At 69.8% G+C, this 14680-nt stretch carries 11 protein-coding genes and 1 pseudogene; 11 read left to right on the top strand and 1 reads right to left on the bottom strand.

Translation table 11 applies throughout. The annotated features are described in order from the left end of the window. Window positions 1–594: 594 nt before the first annotated feature. The 4 genes and pseudogenes from ACZ7P3_RS41010 to ACZ7P3_RS40995 form a co-directional block, all read left to right on the top strand. Window positions 595–1515 (top strand): annotated as a pseudogene (locus ACZ7P3_RS41010) (radical SAM family protein); the annotation flags it as partial. Window positions 1516–1651: 136 nt separating this feature from the next. Further along, window positions 1652–3214: an alpha/beta hydrolase gene (locus ACZ7P3_RS41005; RefSeq protein WP_472089765.1), complete on the top strand. Its 1563-nt coding sequence runs from the start codon at window positions 1652–1654 to the stop codon at window positions 3212–3214. 54 nt (window positions 3215–3268) lie between these two features. Beyond that, window positions 3269–3667, top strand: a complete 399-nt coding sequence (locus ACZ7P3_RS41000; RefSeq protein ID WP_472089764.1) for a RidA family protein — start codon at window positions 3269–3271, stop codon at window positions 3665–3667. Then, entirely contained in the window at window positions 3664–4221 is a 558-nt protein-coding gene (locus tag ACZ7P3_RS40995) for a GNAT family N-acetyltransferase (RefSeq protein WP_472089763.1), read from the top strand. Before ACZ7P3_RS41000 ends, ACZ7P3_RS40995 begins: the two co-directional genes overlap by 4 nt. Window positions 4222–4352: 131 nt before the next feature. On the opposite strand, the gene ACZ7P3_RS40990 is transcribed toward ACZ7P3_RS40995, so the two are convergent. Next, window positions 4353–4928 carry an adenylosuccinate lyase gene (locus ACZ7P3_RS40990; RefSeq protein ID WP_472089762.1) on the bottom strand — a complete coding sequence of 192 codons (576 nt, stop codon included), beginning with the start codon at window positions 4926–4928 and terminating at the stop codon, window positions 4353–4355. Window positions 4929–5308: 380 nt separating this feature from the next. Here ACZ7P3_RS40990 and ACZ7P3_RS40985 point away from each other — a divergent pair, with 380 nt between their 5' ends. The 7 genes from ACZ7P3_RS40985 (at window position 5309) to ACZ7P3_RS40955 (ending at window position 14607) form a co-directional block, all read left to right on the top strand. Then, window positions 5309–7114, top strand: a complete 1806-nt coding sequence (locus ACZ7P3_RS40985; protein WP_472089761.1) for a 3-hydroxyacyl-CoA dehydrogenase family protein — start codon at window positions 5309–5311, stop codon at window positions 7112–7114. Window positions 7115–7283: 169 nt separating this feature from the next. Next, a complete protein-coding gene (locus ACZ7P3_RS40980; RefSeq protein ID WP_472089760.1) occupies window positions 7284–8102 on the top strand; it encodes a TetR family transcriptional regulator in 819 nt (272 codons plus the stop codon). Between the two features lie 451 nt (window positions 8103–8553). Further along, on the top strand, window positions 8554–9891 hold the full coding sequence (gene ccrA, locus ACZ7P3_RS40975; protein ID WP_472089767.1) for a crotonyl-CoA carboxylase/reductase: 1338 nt from the start codon (window positions 8554–8556) through the stop codon (window positions 9889–9891). Between the two features lie 9 nt (window positions 9892–9900). Continuing rightward, window positions 9901–11928: a protein meaA gene (locus tag ACZ7P3_RS40970; protein ID WP_472089758.1), complete on the top strand. Its 2028-nt coding sequence runs from the start codon at window positions 9901–9903 to the stop codon at window positions 11926–11928. Next, on the top strand, window positions 11925–12884 hold the full coding sequence (locus tag ACZ7P3_RS40965; RefSeq protein WP_472089757.1) for an HpcH/HpaI aldolase/citrate lyase family protein: 960 nt from the start codon (window positions 11925–11927) through the stop codon (window positions 12882–12884). Before ACZ7P3_RS40970 ends, ACZ7P3_RS40965 begins: the two co-directional genes overlap by 4 nt. A gap of 5 nt (window positions 12885–12889) precedes the next feature. Then, window positions 12890–13402 (top strand): MaoC family dehydratase, encoded by a 513-nt coding sequence (locus ACZ7P3_RS40960; RefSeq protein ID WP_062716551.1) that lies wholly within the window; start codon window positions 12890–12892, stop codon window positions 13400–13402. Continuing rightward, complete coding sequence (locus tag ACZ7P3_RS40955) at window positions 13402–14607, top strand: acyl-CoA dehydrogenase family protein (RefSeq protein ID WP_472089755.1); 1206 nt, start codon at window positions 13402–13404, stop codon at window positions 14605–14607. The genes ACZ7P3_RS40960 and ACZ7P3_RS40955 overlap by 1 nt, the downstream gene beginning before the upstream one ends. Window positions 14608–14680: the final 73 nt, after the last annotated feature.

Genomic DNA, 14680 nt, shown 5'->3' with positions numbered 1-14680 from the left:
GGTCGCCCGCCCGGACCCTCGAACAGCTTCGAGTTCGCTTGCCTGACGAGGACCATCCGGAAGATCAACCCTGACAGTTATTCAGAAACAGACCCAGTATGGCGGCGACCACTGACACTCCGACCGACTTGAGCTACCTCCCGTTCAGGTCTCGCTCGATCCGGCCTGCCCGGCGGCCCTCTCCTGCTTCGCGCAGGTAGCGGAGAGCGGTGGACACGATGCCGCAAGGCCGCTCGCACTCCTTCTCCGCGGCGGCCCCGCGAAGCTCCTGGCTCCAGGCCCGGGCGAGAGCGAGGCTCAGAGCAACTGGTGCTGATCCGGGCGGACCGGGGGCGGACCTGGCAGCTCGCCGACGCCTGTGCCGCGTGCTCGGTGGTGATTCCGTAGGCGGCGACCATCCCGGAGCCCCCTGCGTCGTGCGACGGTACGGCCCGCGAGTCGCCGGCGGCCGGCCGTTGACCTCGATCACGCGGGGACCGCTCGCCGTCAGCCGCAGCTCGACGTGAAGCACCCCCAGCTCAGGCCCAGAGCCCGGACCTCGGCGACCACGACCCCTTCAACAGGCCGCTCGACCTACGCGGCATCGCCTGACCTGCACGATCACCCGCAAACAGGACTTTGAAACGACCCTGCCTCATGCCTCCCGCGTCAGGCACGAGAAGACACCGCGGGAGAAGCAGTACCTGTGTGTACTGCTTCGCCCGCAAGACGCACAGCTATCTGGACCTCGACACCGGGATCGGCTTCGACACCCAGATCGTGGTCAAGGTGAACGCACCCGAGGCGCTGCGCCGCCAGCTGGCCTCCCGCCGCTGGCAGGGCGACCACGTGGCGATGGGCACCAACGTCGACTGCTACCAGCGCGCCGAGGGCCGCTACCGGCTGATGCCGGGCATCGTCTCGGCGCTCACCGAGCACGCGAACCCCTTCTCGATCCTGACCAAGGGCACGCTGATCCTGCGCGACCTGGACCTGCTGACCCGGGCGGCCCGGGTGACGGACGTCGGCATCTCGGTCTCCGTGGGCTTCACCGACACCGATCTGTGGCGCACGGTGGAGCCGGGCACGCCCGCACCCGAGCGCCGCCTGGACGTCGTCCGCACCTTCGGTGAGCACGGGATCGGCTGCGGGGTGCTGATGGCGCCGGTCGTCCCGTTCCTGAGCGACCGTCCGGCCCAACTGCGCGAGACCGTACGCGCGATCGCGGCGGCCGGGGCCACCTCGGTCACGCCCCTCGTGCTGCACCTGCGGCCGGGCGCCCGGGAGTGGTTCATGAGCTGGCTCGGGCAGCACCACCCGCACCTGGTGGCCCGCTACGAGCTGCTGTACGCCGAGGGCGCCTACGCACCCAGGTGGTACCAGCGCCGGATCACCCGTCAGGTCCACGAACTGGCCCAGGAGTACGGCATCGGCCCCAGCCGTCCGGGGCCGGCCCGGCGCATCCGGCCCGCCGGGGTCCCGGAGGCCGCCGATACCCCGGCCGTGTCCGAACCGACCCAACTCACCCTCATGTGAGCGCGTAGGGAGGCATCCTTCGACCCAATGGGGTCAACTATTTGGACAATACGTTCTTTCGGGCCGCGTCCTCGGGACGATCCGGCGAGAACCGTGACCTCCGCGGTTCGCGTCACCCTCCGTCCCGGGAGGACCCATGAGAACACGCGCAGCCGTGCTGTGCGCAGCCGTCGCCATGGTGGCGGGCTCGGTCACCGCCGTGCCCGCGCAGGCGGGCCCCGCTGCTCCGGCGGCGAAGCTCGCCTGGAAGACCTGCGGCACCCATGACTACCCGACGCTCCAGTGCGCCTCCCTGAAGGTGCCGCTGGACCACGCGCACCCGTCCGGCACACAGATCAGCCTCGCCCTGTCCCGCGTTCCGCACACCGCGAAGACCTCGCAGGGGCCACTACTGGTCAACCCCGGCGGGCCCGGCGGCAGCGGTCTGGTCCTCGCCGGATTCGTCGCCTCCGCGCTGCCCAAGGACGTGGCGGCCCAGTACGACGTCATCGGCTTCGACCCGCGCGGCGTCGGCAGGAGCACACCGGCGCTGAACTGCTCGTCCGGCCGCTTCAAGCCGGTGCGCACGGACACCGTTCCCGCCACCACCGCGATGGAACAGGCGAGCGTGCAGCGCGCCCGGTCCTTCGCCGCCGCCTGCGGCGCCAAGTACGCGAGCGTGCTGCCGTACATCAACACCGTCGCCGCCGTCCAGGACATGGACTCCGTCCGCCGGGCCCTGGGCGAGCAGCAGATCAACTACTTCGGGTACTCCTACGGCACCTACCTCGGCGCGGTGTACGCCAAGCTCTTCCCCGAGCGGGTGCGCCGCCTGGTGCTGGACTCGATCGTGAACCCGACGGGCGTCTGGTACGAGGACAACCTGGGCCAGGACTACGCCTTCGACGCCCGCCACCGCGCCCTGATGGCCTGGATCGCCCGGTACGACTCGACGTACCGGCTCGGCACGGACCCCGCCAAGGTCGAGGCGCAGTGGTACGCGATGCGCTCGGACCTCGCGAAGAAGCCCGCCGACGGCGAGGTCGGCGCCGCCGAGCTGGAGGACACCTTCATCCGCGGCGGCTACTACAACGGCTACTGGCCCTACCTCGCCGAGGCGTTCGCGGCCTACGTCCATGACCAGAACGCCGGACCGCTGGCGACGGCGTACCGGAACTTCGCCGCCGTGGACGCCTCGGGTGACAACGGGTACAGCGTCTACGCGGCCGTGCAGTGCCGTGACGCCGACTGGCCGCGCGACTGGGCGCGCTGGCAGCGGGACACCTGGGCCGTGTACGCGAAGGCGCCCTTCATGGCCTGGAACAACGCCTGGTACAACGCCCCCTGCGCGTTCTGGCCGGGCAGCTCCGGGCAACCGAAGAGCGTCGCCAACGGCAAACTGCCGCCGGCGCTGCTGTTCCAGGCGACCGACGACGCGGCGACCCCCTACCCCGGCGGCGTCGCGGCGCACCGGCTGCTGGCCCGCTCCAGCCTGGTGGTCGAGCAGGGCGGAGGCAACCACGGCATCACGCTCAGCGGCAACGCCTGCCTGGACAGGTATCTGGCCGCCTATCTGACCGACGGGACGGTCCCGCACGGCAGTGGCGAGGCCGACGCGGTCTGCCAGAAATCCCCGGATCCGAAGCCGCTGACGGCGAAGGCCTCCCCGATGTCGTCCCGCGGCTCGACCCTGCACCGCCTGCTGGGATTCCGCCGGTAGCCAACCTCCCGGTCCGCCGGGGGCATTGTCACACCCGTGCTACACCATGGACGCATGAGTGCACCGATCCGGATCCCCGCCCCCGACGGGGTCGCCCCCGCCGCCCAGTACAGCCAGGTGGTGACGGCCGCCGGCCGCCTCGTCGCCGTCTCCGGCCAGCTCGCCCTGGACGAGGACGGCAAGCCGGTCGGCGCGGGCGACCCGGCGGCCCAGGCCCGCCAGGTGTTCGAGAACCTGAAGCGGTGCCTGGCCGCCGCCGGGGCCGGTTTCCCGGATGTCGTCAAACTGACCTTTTTCGTCACGGACATGGCGTACATGCCGGCGATCCGCGCGGCCCGGGCCGCGCACATACCCGACGACCGGCTGCCGGCGGCCTCCGCCGTGCAGGTGGCCGCGCTGGTCGCCCCGGAGTTCCTGATGGAGATCGAGGCGCTGGCTGTGGTGGGCCAATGAGCGCCGTGCGGCTCCGTCTGATGACCCTCGCCGACTGCGAACGGGTCTCCGAGATACGCGTGCGTGGCTGGCAGAAGGCGTATCAGGGGCTGATGCCGCAGTCCTATCTGGACGGACTCGACGTGGCCGAGGACGCGGCCCACCGGCGCGCCCGCTTCTCCCCGCACGCCATGGACGGCGTGGTGAACCTGATCGCCGAGCGGGACGGCGGGATCGTCGGCTGGGCGGCGCACGGGCCGTACCGGGACGGTGAAGTCCGCACCACCGACGCCGAGTTGTACGCCCTCTATGTCGACACGGCCCATCTGGGCACCGGAGTCGGGCGGGCACTGCTGGAGAAGTCGGAGTACCACTGCGGCGTCCACCCGCGCATGTTCCTGTGGGTCCTCGAGGAGAACACGCGCGCCCGGCGCTTCTACGAGCGGGCCGGCTTCCGTGCGGACGGCATGCAGGAGCCGTTCGAGGCGGGGGGCGTGGCCATGCCCGAGGTCCGGTACGTGAAGGAGCGCATCCGCCGGGCCCGGGGCACATCGGCCGCGAGGTCCGGTACGTGAAGGAGCGCATCCGCCGGGCCCGGGGCACATCGGCCGCGAGGTCCGGTACGTGAGGGAGCGGATCCGCTGAGCCCCGGGCGACACCGGCCGAGGGGTCCGGTACGTCAGGGAGCGGATCCGCTGAATCCTGGTCACGTCGGCTGCGGGATCCGCCCCAGCGCGTGCACGGCCGCCTCCGCGAGCGCCGGATGGGCGAGCGCCTCGTTCAGCACGCGCCGGGCGCGGGCGTCGCCCAGCGCGCCCAGGCCCTCCACGCAGGCGAGGGCCACCCGCCGGTACGGGTCGTGCGGGCGCAACCGCCGCTCCAGGGTGGTGATCAGCGCGGGCACGGACTCGGGGGCCCGCAGCTCGGCCAGGAGCCGTACCGGGTGCAGGGCGTAGGCGACGCGCAGTTCGTTGGTGGCAAGGGCGGCTGCCGCGCGGGCGGTGCGCGGGTCGCCGAGGCGGGCGAGGGCGTAGGCGGCGGAGGCGCAGCGCGGCGGGTCGCGGTGGTTGAGCAGCAGCACCAGGGACTCGAAGGCCCTCCGGTCACCCGCGAGGCCCAGCCGGAACGCGGCCAGCTCCCGGGCCCACAGCGGTTGTCCGGGCGCGCTGAGCACCTCCGCCAGTTCACCGTGGTCCTCGGTCGCCAGCAGCCGCTCGCACGCCGTCGAGCCGTGCGACTCCTGCTGTAAGCGTTCCGTGAGCGATCGCAACTCTTCGTCCACGACGACCAGCGTAGGCGGGTCGCCGCCGCGGAGGGAGCTACATCACAAACTCGGTCCGGCTCAGATCTGGCGCGCTCGTTACTCGCCGGTTAAGCTCATACGAGCGAGGTAACCCCCTCGCCTTTCCGCTGACGACGGTTTGGTGACGCAGCCGTCGTGAGCGTGGTCGGTTCGGTACATGGGTACCGCAGTACGACCCGGCTCCGGGACAGGGCCGGTCGGATTCCGCCGTTCCCCGGGCGTGTGCACGCCCGCGGCACCGGCACCGGGCGTGTGCGCTTGCAGCCCGGCCACACCCGCACTCATCAACGCACCGGCGTGCGCCTCTGGGCGCACCCGGCGCGCTCCTCGTCGTCACCCTCATTTCCTGGAGTCCCGCGATGGCCACTCCCCTGTCCGACACCCCTCTGTCCCCGCTCAAGACGATCGCCGTCGTCGGCCTCGGCACCATGGGCACCGGCATCACCGAAGTCCTGGCGAAGGCCGGCCGCGAGGTGATCGGCATCGACATCAGCGAGGCCCAGGCCGCGAAGTCCGTCGCCGCCCTGGAGTCCGCCACCGCCCGCGCCGTCGAGCGCGGCCGGCTGACCGAGCAGCAGCGCGCCGACGTCCTGGCCCGGGTCCGCACCTCCACCGACCTCGGCGCGGCGGCCGACGCCGACCTGGTCATCGAGGTGGTCCCGGAGTCGTACGAGATCAAGCACCAGATCTTCCGCGAACTGGACGGCATCGTCCGCCCGGAGACGATCCTCGCGACCGGCACCAACGCCCTGTCGGTCACCCGCCTCGCCGCCGACTCGGCCCGTCCGGAGCGCGTGCTCGGCGTGCACTTCTTCAACCCGGCGCAGGCGATGCGGCTGGTCGAGGTCGTCTCCTCGGTGCTGACCGCGCCGCAGGCCGTCGCCGCGGTCACCGACCTCGCGATCGAGCTGGGCAAGGAGCCGGTCGCGGTCGGCGACCGCCCCGGATTCGTCGCGGACGGGCTGCTGTTCGGCTACCTCAACCAGGCCGCCGCGATGTACGAGGCCAAGTACGCCTCCCGCGAGGACATCGACGCCGCGATGCGGCTGGGCTGCGGCCTGCCCATGGGCCCGCTCGCCCTGCTGGACCTCATCGGCGTCGACACCGCGCGCACGGTTCTGGAGGCCATGTACACCGAGTCCCGCGACCGGCTGCACGCCCCCGCGCCGATCCTCAAGCAGCTCAGCGAGGCGGGCCTGACCGGCCGTAAGTCGGGGCGCGGCTTCTACACCTATGAGGCGCCGGGCAGTGCCACGGTCGTCGCCGACGCCCAGACCCCCGCCGCGGGCGGCGCCGAGACCCCCGGCCGCCCGGTCCGCTCCGTGGGTGTGGCCGGCTCCGGCACCATGGCCTCCGGTATCGCCGAGGTGTTCGCCAAGGCCGGGTACGAGGTCGTCCTCGCCGCCCGCAGCGAGGAGAAGGCCCAGACGGCCAAGGCGCGTATCGGCAAGTCGCTTTCGCGCTCTGTCGACAAGGGTCGGCTGACCGCCGAGGCCGCCGCCGGGATCCTGGACCTGATCACCCCGGCGGGCTCCTACGACGCCTTCGCCGACGTCGATCTGGCCGTCGAGGCGGTCGCCGAGGACCTGGAGGTCAAGCAGCAGCTGTTCGCGACGCTGGACAAGGTGTGCAAGCCGGGCGCCGTCCTGGCCACCACCACCTCCTCGCTGCCCGTGGTCGCCTGCGCCCGCGCCACCTCGCGTCCGCAGGACGTGATCGGCATGCACTTCTTCAACCCGGCCCCGGCGATGAAGCTGGTCGAGGTCGTCCGCACGGTCCTGACCGCCGACGACGTCCACGCGACCGTCCGCGAGGTCTGCGCGAAGGTCAGGAAGCACGCCGTGGACTGCGGCGACCGGGCCGGTTTCATCGTGAACGCGCTGCTGTTCCCGTACCTCAACAACGCGGTCAAGATGGTCCAGGAGCACTACGCGTCCCTGGACGACATCGACGCGGCGATGAAGCTCGGCGGCGGCTACCCGATGGGCCCCTTCGAGCTGCTGGACGTCGTCGGCCTGGACGTCTCGCTGGCGATCGAGAAGGTGCTGCACCGCGAGTTCCGGGACCCGGGCCTGGCCCCCGCCCCGCTGCTGGAGCACCTGGTGGCCGCGGGCTGCCTCGGCCGCAAGACCGGCCGCGGCTTCCGCGAGTATGCCCGCCGCTGACGGCGTCGGCGACTGGTTCGACGGCGCCCCCGAGGGCGCGGACTGGGGCGGGCTGCTCGATCCCGCCGGGTCTCCCCCGCCCGACCGAACCGGCGGCCCCCCGCCCTTCACGGGCGGGGGAAACCCCGGACCTGCGCATCCAGCTGCGCAGATGCAGTACGTTCGGGTCATGTCCCAGCCCGCCAAGTCCTCACGTACACCAGCCACGCCCGACGCGCCGGAAAGTGCCGCAGGCAGTCGCGCCGCCGCCCAGCGGCTGAAAATGCGCCGGGAGCTGGCGGCCGCAGCGATGGAACTGTTCGCGACCAAGGGGTACGAGGCGACCACCGTCGACGAGATCGCGGCCGCGGCCGGGGTCGCCCGCCGCACCTTCTTCCGTCACTTCCGTTCCAAGGAAGAGGCGATCTTCCCGGACCACGACGACACGCTCGTCCGCGCCGAGGCGGTCCTCAACGCCGCCCCGGCGCACGAGCACCCGCTCGACACGGTGTGCCGCGGCATCAAGGAAGTCATGAAGATGTACGCGGCCCGGCCGGAGATCTCGGTCGCCCGCTACAAGCTGACGCGTGAGGTGCCCACCCTGCGCGAGGCCGAGATCGCCTCGGTGGCCCGCTACGAGCGCCTGTTCACCCGCTATCTGCTCGGCCACTTCGACGAGCATGCGCACGCCGACGACGCCAACGACGACCCGCTGCTCGCCGAGGTCGCCGCCTCCGCCGTCGTCACCGCCCACAACCACGTCCTCAGGCGCTGGCTGCGGGCCGGCGGCCAGGGCGACGTGGAGGCCCAGCTCGACCACGCCTTCGCGATCGTGCGCAAGACCTTCGGCAACGGCATCGGCGCCGGGCGGGGCCCCGCCGCAAGGCCGGCCACGACCGCACCGGCGACGGTCTCCGCGCACGGCGAGGTGCTCGTGACGGTCGCCCGCACGGACGCTCCGCTGGACGAGGTCATGCGAACCATCGAGGAGGCGCTCAAGGAGCGCTGAGCGCCTCCCCGGCACATCTGGGCAGCCGGCCCGTTGTGATGACGGCCACCCCCTCGGGTGGCCGTTTTGGCATGTCAGGGCACCTTTTCGCGCGGATTTCGGAAACCGTTCGATCGATCATCGCTCATTTGTTACGTAAAGATTTCATCTGAGAGGAAGTTCTGGCACTCAGTGCCTTGTCACATGACACGCGGTGTCATACGTTGAAGGAGTCCGGGCGGCCGGCGCGCAGAGACCATTCGTGCGTCGGCTGTCCCCGCAAGCCGACGGCCTGCGCGCCCGGACGCCTGCGTCACAGGCAACCCTCCCGCGCCACAAAGCGCTGCCGAAGCACCACCCGCCGAACCGACGGCATGTTGCACCACAACCCTCAGCAGCACTCCCAGCAGCACCGACGAACCCTCAGCGCCCCTCCCTCAGGGCGCTCACCGCCGGAGGCAACACCGTGACCGTGAAGGACATCCTGGACGCGATCCAGTCGAAGGACGCCACGTCCGCCGATTTCGCCGCCCTGCCGCTCCCCGATTCGTACCGTGCGATCACCGTGCACAAGGACGAGACGGAGATGTTCGCGGGCCTGGAGACACGCGACAAGGACCCGCGCAAGTCGATCCACCTGGACGAGGTGCCGGTGCCCGAACTGGGCCCGGGCGAGGCCCTGGTGGCCGTCATGGCCTCGTCGGTCAACTACAACTCGGTGTGGACCTCGATCTTCGAGCCGCTGTCCACGTTCGGGTTCCTGGAGCGCTACGGCAAGGTCAGCGAGCTGACCAAGCGGCACGACCTGCCGTACCACATCATCGGCTCCGACCTCGCCGGCGTCGTCCTGCGCACCGGCCCGGGCGTCAACGCCTGGAAGCCCGGTGACGAGGTCGTCGCCCACTGCCTGTCCGTCGAGCTGGAGTCCTCCGACGGCCACAACGACACGATGCTCGACCCCGAGCAGCGCATCTGGGGCTTCGAGACCAACTTCGGCGGCCTCGCGGAGGTCGCGCTGGTCAAGTCCAACCAGCTGATGCCCAAGCCGGGCCACCTGAGCTGGGAGGAGGCCGCCGCCCCGGGCCTGGTCAACTCCACCGCGTACCGGCAGCTGGTGTCCCGCAACGGCGCCGACATGAAGCAGGGCGACAACGTCCTCATCTGGGGCGCGAGCGGCGGACTCGGTTCGTACGCCACCCAGTTCGCGCTGGCCGGCGGCGCCAACCCGATCTGTGTCGTCTCCAGCGACCAGAAGGCGGACATCTGCCGCTCGATGGGCGCCGAGGCGATCATCGACCGCAACGCCGAGGGCTACAGGTTCTGGAAGGACGAGCAGACCCAGGACCCGAAGGAGTGGAAGCGCTTCGGCAAGCGCATCCGCGAGCTCACCGGCGGGGAGGACATCGACATCGTCTTCGAGCACCCCGGCCGCGAGACCTTCGGCGCCTCCGTGTTCGTCACCCGCAAGGGCGGCACCATCACCACCTGCGCCTCGACCTCGGGCTACATGCACGAGTACGACAACCGCTACCTGTGGATGTCGCTCAAGCGGATCATCGGCTCGCACTTCGCCAACTACCGCGAGGCCTGGGAGGCCAACCGCCTCATCGCCAAGGGCAAGATCCACCCGACCCTGTCGAAGACCTACTCCCTGGAGGACACCGGCCAGGCGGCCTACGACGTCCACCGCAACCTGCACCAGGGCAAGGTCGGCGTGCTGTGCCTGGCACCCGAGGAGGGCCTGGGCGTGCGCGACGAGGAGATGCGCGCCCGGCACATCGACGCCATCAACCGCTTCCGGAACGTCTGAGGGCAATAGATGACAGAGCGTCAGAAGGACCGTCCCTGGCTCATGCGGACGTACGCGGGCCACTCGACGGCCGAGGCGTCCAACGAGCTGTACCGGCGCAACCTCGCCAAGGGCCAGACCGGCCTGTCGGTGGCGTTCGACCTGCCGACGCAGACCGGCTACGACCCCGACCACATCCTCGCCCGCGGCGAGGTCGGCCGGGTCGGCGTGCCGGTCTCGCACCTCGGTGACATGCGCCGGCTGTTCCAGGACATCCCCCTGGAGCAGATGAACACCTCGATGACGATCAACGCCACCGCCATGTGGCTGCTGGCGCTCTACCAGGTCGTCGCCGAGGAGCAGGGCGCGGACATCACCAAGCTCCAGGGCACGACCCAGAACGACATCGTCAAGGAGTACCTGTCCCGCGGGACGCACGTCTTCCCGCCGGGGCCCTCGCTCCGCCTGACGACGGACATGATCGCGTACACGGTCTCCCACATCCCGAAGTGGAACCCGATCAACATCTGCAGCTACCACCTGCAGGAGGCCGGGGCCACGCCGGTGCAGGAGATCGCGTACGCGATGTCCACCGCGATCGCCGTGCTGGACGCCGTGCGGGACTCCGGCCAGGTGCCGCAGGAGCGCATGGGCGACGTGGTCGCCCGCATCTCCTTCTTCGTGAACGCGGGCGTCCGCTTCGTCGAGGAGATGTGCAAGATGCGGGCGTTCGGCCGCATCTGGGACAAGATCACGCGCGAGCGGTACGGCATCGAGAACCCCAAGCAGCGCCGGTTCCGCTACGGCGTCCAGGTCAACTCGCTCGGCCTGACCGAGGCCCAGCCGGAGAACAACGTCCAGCGGATCGTGCTGGAGATGCTCGCGGTCACCCTCTCCAAGGACGCCCGCGCGCGTGCCGTGCAGCTGCCCGCCTGGAACGAGGCGCTCGGCCTGCCCCGGCCCTGGGACCAGCAGTGGTCGCTGCGCATCCAGCAGGTCCTCGCGCACGAGAGCGACCTGCTGGAGTACGAGGACATCTTCGACGGCTCGCACGTCATCGAGGCCAAGGTCTCCCAGCTCGTCGAGGAGTCCCTCGCGGAGATCGAGCGGATCCAGGAGATGGGCGGCGCGATGGCGGCCGTCGAGTCCGGCTACCTCAAGTCGCAGCTGGTCTCCTCGCACGCCGAGCGCCGCGGCCGGATCGAGTCCGGGCAGGAGAAGATAGTCGGCGTCAACATCTTCGAGACGACCGAGCCGAACCCGCTGACGGCCGACCTGGACGCCGCCATCCAGACGGTCGACCCGGCCGTCGAGGCACGGGTGGTCGCGGCCATCGGCAACTGGCGCGACACGCGCTACCAGCCGCCCTTCAACCACCCGCGCCCGTGCAAGGCGCTGGAGCGGCTGAAGGAGGCCGCCCAGGGCACGGCCAACCTCATGGAGGCCACCCTGGAGTGCGCCCGCGCCGGGGTCACGACCGGCGAGTGGGCCGGTGCGCTGCGCGAGATCTTCGGGGAGTTCCGGGCGCCGACCGGTGTCTCCTCGGCGCCGATCGCCGTCCCGGTCGAGGCGGGCTCGGCGCTCGCCGAGGTCCGCGCCAAGGTGGACGCCACCGCCCGCGACCTGGGTGTCGGCAAGCTGCGCTTCCTGGTCGGCAAGCCGGGCCTGGACGGCCACTCCAACGGCGCCGAACAGATCGCAGTGCGCGCCCGCGACGCCGGCTTCGAGGTGGTCTACCAGGGCATCCGGCTCACCCCGGAGCAGATCGTGGACGCGTCCCTCGCCGAGGACGTGCACGCGGTCGGCCTGTCCATCCTCTCCGGCTCGCACGCGCAGCTGGTGCCGGACGTGCTGGAACGGCTCCGAGTGGCCGGTGCCACGGATATACCGGTGATCGCTGGTGGCATCATCCCGAATGGTGACGCCGAGGAGCTCCGGGCCGCCGGAGTGGCCGCGGTCTTCACCCCGAAGGACTTCGACATCACCGGAATCATCGGCCGGATCGTCGACGAGATCCGGAAAGCGAACAAGCTCGACCCCCTGGAGGTCCCCGCATGACCGTCAACCGTCTCCGCCCGCGGCGCTCGTGCCTGGCAGTGCCCGGTTCGAACCCCCGCTTCCTGGAGAAGGCACAGGGCCTCCCGGCGGACCAGGTCTTCCTGGATCTGGAGGACGCGTGCGCGCCGCTCGCCAAGCCCGAGGCGCGGCACACCATCGTCAAGTTCCTCAACGAGGGCGACTGGACCGGCAAGACGCGGGTCGTGCGGGTCAACGACTGGACGACCGAGTGGACGTACCGGGACGTCGTGACGGTGGTCGAGGGCGCGGGCCAGAACCTCGACTGCATCATGCTGCCTAAGGTGCAGAACGCCGAGCAGGTCGTCGCCCTGGACCTGCTGCTGACGCAGATCGAGAAGACCATGGGCTTCGAGGTCGGCAAGATCGGCATCGAGGCGCAGATCGAGAACGCGCAGGGCCTGAACAACGTCAACGCGATCGCGCAGGCCTCCCCGCGCATCGAGACGATCATCTTCGGCCCGGCCGACTTCATGGCGTCCATCAACATGAAGTCCCTGGTCGTGGGCGAGCAGCCGCCCGGCTACCCGGCGGACGCCTACCACTACATCCTGATGAAGATCCTGATGGCCGCCCGCGCCAACAACCTCCAGGCGATCGACGGCCCCTACCTGCAGATCCGCAACGTCGAGGGCTACCGCGCGGTCGCCCAGCGCGCCGCGGCGCTCGGCTTCGACGGCAAGTGGGTGCTGCACCCGGGCCAGGTCGAGGCGTCCAACGAGATCTTCTCGCCCTCCCAGGAGGACTACGACCACGCCGAGCTGATCCTGGACGCGTACGACTACTACACGTCCGAGGCGGGCGGCAAGAAGGGCTCCGCGATGCTCGGCGACGAGATGATCGACGAGGCCAGCCGCAAGATGGCCCTGGTCGTCTCCGGCAAGGGCCGCGCCGCCGGCATGCAGCGCACGTCGAAGTTCGAGATCCCGGAGGCCTGAGCGCGATGCAGTTCGGACGCACCTACGAGGAGTTCGAGGTCGGGGCGACGTACAAGCACTGGCCCGGAAAGACGGTCACGGAGTACGACGACCACCTGTTCTGTCTCCTCACCATGAACCACCACCCGCTCCACATGGACACCAACTATGCGGAGAAGACGACGGACTTCGGCAAGAACGTCGTCGTCGGGAACTACATCTACTCCCTCCTGCTAGGCATGTCCGTGCCGGACATCTCCGGCAAGGCGATCGCCAACCTGGAGATCGAGTCGCTCAAGCACGTGGCGCCGACCTTCCACGGCGACACGATCTACGGCCAGACGACCGTGCTCGACAAGTGGCCGTCCAAGTCGAAGAACGACCGCGGCATCGTCTACGTCGAGACCAAGGGCTACAAGCAGGACGGCACCCTGGTGTGCGTCTTCCGCCGCAAGGTCATGGTGCCCACCGAGACCTACATCAAGGAGCGCGGCGGCGAGCAGCCCGGCCGCCCGGAGCTCAAGCAGCAGGAGAAGTAATGAGCCGCCTCGCCCAGACCGCCGGTCTGACCGACGTCCAGCAGGAGATCCTCTCCACCGTCCGGGACTTTGTCGACAAAGAGATCATTCCGGTCGCCACCGGACTGGAGCACCGCGACGAGTACCCGCAGCAGATCGTCGACGGCCTCAGGGAACTCGGCCTGTTCGGCCTCATGATCCCGGAGGAGTACGGGGGCCTGGGCGAGTCGCTCCTCACCTACGCGCTGTGCGTGGAGGAGATCGCCCGCGGCTGGATGTCGGTCTCCGGCATCATCAACACCCACTTCATCGTCGCGTACATGCTCAAGCAGCACGGCACGCAGGAGCAGAAGGACCACTTCCTGCCCCGCATGGCCGCCGGCGACATCCGGGGCGCCTTCTCGATGTCGGAGCCTGGCCTGGGGTCCGATGTGTCGGCGATCACGTCGAAGGCGGTCAAGGACGGCGACGAGTACGTCCTGAACGGCCAGAAGATGTGGCTGACGAACGGCGGCACCTCGTCCCTGGTGGCCGTCCTCGTCCGAAGTGACGAAGGACACCCCGAGGGCACGGCCCCGCACAAGTCGATGACCACCTTCCTGGTCGAGAAGGAGCCCGGCTTCGGCGAGGTCCGCCCCGGCCTGACGATCCCGGGCAAGATCGACAAGATGGGCTACAAGGGCGTCGACACCACCGAGCTGATCATGGACGGCCTGCGCATTCCGGCCGATCGGGTGCTCGGCGGCGTCACCGGCCGGGGTTTTTACCAAATGATGGACGGCGTGGAGGTCGGCCGCGTCAACGTGGCGGCGCGTGGCTGCGGCGTCGCTCAGCGCGCCTTCGAGCTGGGCGTCCAGTACGCCCAGCAGCGGCACACCTTCGGCAAGCCGATCGCCCAGCACCAGGCCATCCAGTTCAAGCTGGCCGAAATGGCTACCAAGGTCGAGGCCGCGCATGCCATGATGGTCAACGCGGCACGCAAAAAGGACTCTGGGGAACGAAACGACCTTGAGGCTGGGATGGCGAAGTACCTCGCCTCCGAGTACTGCAAGGAGGTCGTGGAGGATGCTTTCCGGATCCACGGCGGCTACGGCTTCTCCAAGGAGTACGAGATCGAGCGCCTCTACCGCGAGGCTCCGATGCTGCTGATCGGTGAAGGTACCGCCGAGATCCAGAAAATGATCATCGGGCGCAGGTTGCTCGAAGAGTATCGATTCCAGGGCTGATTGTCCGGAAACGGGGTGTTTTCTTCGAGAAGAAGATCACACCCCGTCAACGGTGTTCGGCCGCCGACTCGGC

The organism is Streptomyces sp. NPDC107581, from assembly GCF_055657175.1.
This window is presented reverse-complemented; position numbering and strand designations above follow the sequence as displayed.

Excerpts from the sequence above, each read along its gene's own strand:
- ACZ7P3_RS40985 (WP_472089761.1), top strand. The coding sequence starts at position 5,309 with ATGGCCACTCCCCTGTCCGACACCCCTCTGTCCCCGCTCAAGACGATC.
- ACZ7P3_RS40995 (WP_472089763.1), top strand. The coding sequence starts at position 3,664 with ATGAGCGCCGTGCGGCTCCGTCTGATGACCCTCGCCGACTGCGAACGG.
- ACZ7P3_RS40955 (WP_472089755.1), top strand. The coding sequence starts at position 13,402 with ATGAGCCGCCTCGCCCAGACCGCCGGTCTGACCGACGTCCAGCAGGAG.
- ACZ7P3_RS40970 (WP_472089758.1), top strand. The coding sequence starts at position 9,901 with ATGACAGAGCGTCAGAAGGACCGTCCCTGGCTCATGCGGACGTACGCG.
- ACZ7P3_RS40960 (WP_062716551.1), top strand. The coding sequence starts at position 12,890 with ATGCAGTTCGGACGCACCTACGAGGAGTTCGAGGTCGGGGCGACGTAC.
- ACZ7P3_RS40965 (WP_472089757.1), top strand. The coding sequence starts at position 11,925 with ATGACCGTCAACCGTCTCCGCCCGCGGCGCTCGTGCCTGGCAGTGCCC.
- ACZ7P3_RS40980 (WP_472089760.1), top strand. The coding sequence starts at position 7,284 with ATGTCCCAGCCCGCCAAGTCCTCACGTACACCAGCCACGCCCGACGCG.
- ACZ7P3_RS41000 (WP_472089764.1), top strand. The coding sequence starts at position 3,269 with ATGAGTGCACCGATCCGGATCCCCGCCCCCGACGGGGTCGCCCCCGCC.
- ACZ7P3_RS41005 (WP_472089765.1), top strand. The coding sequence starts at position 1,652 with ATGAGAACACGCGCAGCCGTGCTGTGCGCAGCCGTCGCCATGGTGGCG.